Origin of the sequence: Leucobacter soli (genome assembly GCF_042659205.1) — a bacterium.
Taxonomy (GTDB): Bacteria; Actinomycetota; Actinomycetes; order Actinomycetales; family Microbacteriaceae; genus Leucobacter; species Leucobacter soli.
In genome coordinates, this window is the sequence record NZ_JBHSRW010000184.1 from 1 (window position 1) to 4,604 (window position 4,604).

The following is a 4,604-nucleotide window of genomic DNA, read 5'->3' on the forward strand; positions in this document are numbered from 1 at the left end:
GCGCAGCCCGCCGTCGAGGCCGAGCTCGCCGAGATGCGCGGTGACCGGCATTCCCGCCTCCGGCGCCTGCCCGGCCGCCGCCGCGATGGAGAGCGCGATCGCGAGGTCGAACCCCGAGCCCTGTTTCGGCAGGGCCGCCGGGGAGAGGTTGACGACCACGAATCTGCTCTGCGTGGTCACCCCGGCGCGTTGGATCGCGAGCCGCACCCGCTGCTTCGCCTCGGCGATCGCCGGATCCGGGAGCCCGATGATCGCCATCCCGGGCAGCTGATTCGAGAGCGCGGCCTCGACCAGTACGGGCGTGCCCTCCAAGCCGGTGAGGGCGATCGCGGCGGCACGTGCGACCGTGCTGCTCATGAGATGCCCTGCAGATGATGGATGTCGGGTGCGCGATCCGGGCGCAGCAGGATGCCGATCGCATCGATTCTGAGCGCGGCGCCCCGCTCATGGTGCGCATGCGCCCAGTCGAGCAGCAGCCGGCGCAATCGACGCGCCTTCGCGAGGGTGATCGCCTCGAGCGGGTGACCGGCTTGCAACCCGCTGCGGGTCTTCACCTCGATCGCGACGATCTCGTCCCCGTCACGCGCGATGAGATCCAGTTCGCCCGCTCGGCCGCTGCGCCAGTTCCGAGCGAGCAGATGGTAGCCGATCCCCTCCAGGTACTCGGCGGCGAGCGCTTCGCCGCGCGCGCCGAGCGCCCGGTTGTGCCCGGGTCCCTGCCGGCGTGCGGAGTCGATTCGGTGCGGATCCGGTGCTCGGTCCGGCGATGCGGTGCGGTTCATGGACCCAGCATGATCGGCCGGGGAGCGCAGTGTCGGACGGTTGGGCGGATCTGTGGAGAAGTCGCGGGATCCGTGGATTTCAGCCGATTGTGCGCGCCGAACCGGGGAACGGCACGGCCCCGCCGGCCTCAGTCTTCGATCGAGAGCTCCTGCGGCAGCTTGAACTCGCGTGCCGAGAGCTCCTCGACGTTCACGTCCTTGAACGTCAGCACGCGCACCGACTTCACGAAGCGGTCGGCGCGGTAGACGTCCCAGACCCACACGTCGCTCATGCTCAGCTCGAAGTAGAAGTCGCTGCCGGCGTTCTGCTGCTTCAGATCGACCTCGTTCGCCAGGTAGAAGCGGCGTTCGGTCTCCACGACATAGCGGAACTGGCCGACGATGTCACGGTACTCGCGGAACAGCGAGAGCTCGGCTTCGCGTTCGTAGTCGTCCAGGTCGTCTTCGTTCATCCCTCCCATCTTAGACCGGTGCCCGCGGACCCGCTGAGGTCGCTGAACGGCGCCTGTGCGCCGCGCCGAATCCGACTTGACTTATTCGAACATACATTCGAATATTGCTCCATGAATCAGCTCGCAACCGTCCGCACGCTGCAGCAGCGCATCGCCGGGATGCAACCGCTGCGCCTCGACGAACGCGCGCTGCCCACCGCGCGGGGACTGGCCCCGCTGCTCCCCGAGGGCGTGCTGCGGAAGGGCTCGAGCTACGCCGTGCAGGGCTCTCGGTCGCTGGCGTTCGCCTTCCTCGCCGAGGCATCGACCTCCGGGCTCTGGTGCGCGGTGATCGGCTGCTCGACATTCGGGGCAGAGGCCGCCTCGGGGCTCGGCATCGCCCTCGACCGCTGCATCGTCGCACCCGACCCCGGAGATCACGCACTCGGGCTGACCGGGCTGCTGAGCGAGGCCTTCTCGATCGTCGTGCTGCATCTCCCCGGCGGGAGAGGATCGCGCGGCGTCGGTCCGGGCGACGCCGCGCGACTCTCCGCGCGCCTGCGCGAGCACGGCTGCGCACTGGTCGTCATCGGCGAATGGCCACGGGCAGAAGGCTCGCTGCGCGTGACCGGTTCGCGCTGGAGCGGCCTCGGGCAGGGCGGTGGGATCCTCGAGACCCGGGAACTCGTCGTGCGATCGCAGGATCGTCGCGGTATCCGGCGGCACACCGTGCGCTTCGACCGCGGTGCGATCTGCGACGGCGGCAGTGGCGTCGACTCCGCGAGCACGGCCGGGCGGACCCCGCCCTCCACGCCCCTCCACGGCCGGGAACCGGTGGCGCTGTGATGTCGTCGGCAGAACGTGTGATGGCGCTCCGGGTCCCGGACTGGCCGATCCGCGCCCATCTGATCGAGCGCAAGGCGGGGGTGCTCGAGCAGAACGAGTCGGGAAGGATCGAATGCGACGATTCCACCGAACCGCGAACAGCCCCTCTGGCCCTCGTCGCCAATCGTCTGGTGGTCGCCTGCGACGAGGCCGCCCGCATGGCAGGGCTGCACGTCGGGCTGCGTCAGCGCGAGGCCCAGAGCCGCTGCCCGGACCTCGAGATCCACCCGCACGATCCCGAGGTCGACGAGCGCCGTTTCGCACCGATCCTCGTCGCACTCGAACGACTCATCCCCGGCATCGAGCCACTACGTCCCGGGCTCTGCGCAATGCGGGCGCGCGGGCCCGCGCGCTACTACGGCGATGAACGTCGCGCTGCGGGCGCGATCCTCGATCTCCTGTCGGATCTCGGACTGCCCGAATCGCTGATCGGCATCGCCGACGGCCGCTTCGCCGCAGAGCAGGCGGCGCTCGCGGGTCCGGGCGACCCCGGCATCGCCGCACCGCTCCCGGGGCTGCGCCTCGTACAGCCGGGCGATTCTCCGGCATTCCTGGAGCCGTTGCCGGTGGATCGCGCGACCGACGGAGACTTCGCCGAGGTGCTGCGCGGCCTCGGCATCCGCACCTTGGGGGCGCTGGCCGCGCTGCCGGAGGAGGCGGTGGGGCAGCGTTTCGGGGCCGCCGGCCTCTCGGCCCATCGCCGGGCGACAGGCCGGGGCGCCGCTCACGGCACCGAGATCCGCCCCCGCGACCCGGCTCGCGAGCACGTGATGGAACTCCCCTTCGAGCCACCGGTCGAGACCTCGGAACAGCTCGCCTTCGCCTGCATGGCGCTCGCCGAACGTTTCATCGGCGGACTGACCGAGATCGGGCTCGTCGGCACCGCGCTCCGCATCGAACTCACCGACGACACCGGGGCGAGATACGAGCGCGTCTGGCTCCACCCCGACCGTTTCACCGCGGCCGACACCGTCAACCGGATCCGCTGGCAGGCCGATGCGCTGCCGCGAGTCGCCGAGCGCGGAGGTTCCGGGATCGCCCGGGTGCGGCTCTCCCCCGCGCATACCGATCGCATCGCCGCCCATGAGCCTGGTCTGTGGAACACCGGCGCGGACGAGCGCGTGCATCACCACCTCAGCCGCGCCCAGAGCCGGCTCGGGCGCACCGGGGTCGGCACGATGGAGTTGACCGGCGGGCGGCTGCTGGCCGACCGGCAGCGCTTCGTCCCATGGGGCACGGGCCGTCGGGCGCAGAGAACGCGCGATGCCGGCCCCTGGCCGGGTGCCGTACCGGGCCCCGCTCCCGGGGTCGTGTTCCCGGACCCGATGCCGGTCGGAGTCGTCGATGCCGAGGGCCGGACCGTGGGCATCGACGACGAGGATCTGCTCACGGCGAAGCCGGCGCAGCTGCGAATGGGCGGTGCTGCCGATGCGGTGCCGGTGCGCGACTGGTCGCTCCCCTGGCCCGTCCGCGAGCGCGGGTGGACGGGTGCCCCGGCGCGTTTCAGGCTGCAGTTGCAGCTCGAGGACGGCGACGCCTGGCTGGTCTTCCACGAATCGGGATCGTGGTTCGCCGAGGGCAGGTACGACTGATGAGGTGGAACAACGCTCCGATGCCCTGGACCGAGTTCGAGCGTCGGCTCTCCTCCCGGCTGCCGACATCGAGAACGCTGCAGGGCACGCAGGCGGCGGATCCCCCGGGAGCGGAGTTCTCCGCAGCGTCCGCCGCCCCGGACCCGGATGGGCCCCGCATCCCCTACGCCGAGTTGCACACCCACTCCCATTTCAGCTTCCTCGACGGGGCGTCCTCTCCCGAGGACCTCGTCGCCGAGGCGGCTCGTCTGGAACTCGCGGGGATCGCGCTCACCGATCACGACGGTTTCTACGGGGCGGCCCTCTTCGCCGAGGCCGCGGCCGCGCACAACCGGGAGCACCCAACACTCCTCACGGTCTACGGCGCGGAGCTCTCCCTCGGGCTCGATGCCCCGCAGCTCGGCGCGGCCGACCCGGCCGGCACCCACTTGCTCGCGCTCGCTCGCGGCGCTCCGGGGTACCACCGGCTCGCCGCCGCGATCACGAAGGCGCAGCTGGAAGGCGGGGAGAAAGGACGGCCGGTCTACGACCTCGAAGAACTCGGAGCGGCGAGCGGGGGCGAGTGGGTGATCCTCACCGGATGCCGCAAAGGCGCCGTGCGCAGAGCGCTCGACGCAGCGAGCAACCGCCACGACGGCGAAGCCGCCGCGAGTGCGGAACTCGAACGGCTCGTCGCGCTCTTCAGCGGTGAGAACGTGTATGTCGAGCTCACCGATCACGGGCACCCCGATGACGATGCGCGGAACTCGCGACTCGCCGCGCTCGCCGAGAGGCATCGCCTGCCCACTCTCGTCACCGGCAACGTGCACTACGCCACGCGCGAGCACGCGGCACTCGCCGAGGCGATGGCCGCGGTGCGCGCCCGGCGCAGCCTCGACGAGATGGACCCGTACCTGCCGGCCACGGGCGGCGCA

Annotated in this window: 6 protein-coding genes; 3 read left to right on the forward strand and 3 right to left on the reverse strand. The window is 71.1% G+C overall.

All coding sequences use genetic code 11. The annotated features are described in order from the left end of the window. The 3 genes from ACFPZL_RS10235 to ACFPZL_RS10245 all read right to left on the reverse strand — a co-directional run. Positions 1–357 (reverse strand): magnesium chelatase domain-containing protein (locus ACFPZL_RS10235; RefSeq protein ID WP_382335311.1); only part of this gene is annotated, 357 nt, incomplete at its 3' end. Beyond that, on the reverse strand, positions 354–782 hold the full coding sequence (locus ACFPZL_RS10240; protein WP_218114121.1) for a YraN family protein: 429 nt from the start codon (positions 780–782) through the stop codon (positions 354–356). The genes ACFPZL_RS10240 and ACFPZL_RS10235, both read right to left, overlap by 4 nt. A gap of 128 nt (positions 783–910) precedes the next feature. Continuing rightward, complete coding sequence (locus ACFPZL_RS10245) at positions 911–1,234, reverse strand: DUF2469 domain-containing protein (RefSeq protein WP_218114120.1); 324 nt, start codon at positions 1,232–1,234, stop codon at positions 911–913. A 111-nt stretch (positions 1,235–1,345) separates the two neighbouring features. Between ACFPZL_RS10245 and ACFPZL_RS10250 the strand changes: the two genes are divergently transcribed. The 3 genes from ACFPZL_RS10250 to ACFPZL_RS10260 all read left to right on the forward strand — a co-directional run. After that, positions 1,346–2,059: a hypothetical protein gene (locus ACFPZL_RS10250; RefSeq protein WP_218114119.1), complete on the forward strand. Its 714-nt coding sequence runs from the start codon at positions 1,346–1,348 to the stop codon at positions 2,057–2,059. After that, positions 2,059–3,690, forward strand: a complete 1,632-nt coding sequence (locus ACFPZL_RS10255) for a DNA polymerase Y family protein (RefSeq protein ID WP_382335313.1) — start codon at positions 2,059–2,061, stop codon at positions 3,688–3,690. Before ACFPZL_RS10250 ends, ACFPZL_RS10255 begins: the two co-directional genes overlap by 1 nt. After that, a partial coding sequence (locus ACFPZL_RS10260) for a PHP domain-containing protein (protein ID WP_382335315.1) occupies positions 3,690–4,604 on the forward strand: 915 nt, incomplete at its 3' end. The genes ACFPZL_RS10255 and ACFPZL_RS10260, both read left to right, overlap by 1 nt.

Bases quoted from the DNA above. Each gene is read 5' to 3' on its own strand.
- ACFPZL_RS10250 (WP_218114119.1), top strand. From the start codon at position 1,346: ATGAATCAGCTCGCAACCGTCCGCACGCTGCAGCAGCGCATCGCCGGG.
- ACFPZL_RS10245 (WP_218114120.1), bottom strand. From the start codon at position 1,234: ATGAACGAAGACGACCTGGACGACTACGAACGCGAAGCCGAGCTCTCG.
- ACFPZL_RS10255 (WP_382335313.1), top strand. From the start codon at position 2,059: ATGTCGTCGGCAGAACGTGTGATGGCGCTCCGGGTCCCGGACTGGCCG.
- ACFPZL_RS10240 (WP_218114121.1), bottom strand. From the start codon at position 782: ATGAACCGCACCGCATCGCCGGACCGAGCACCGGATCCGCACCGAATC.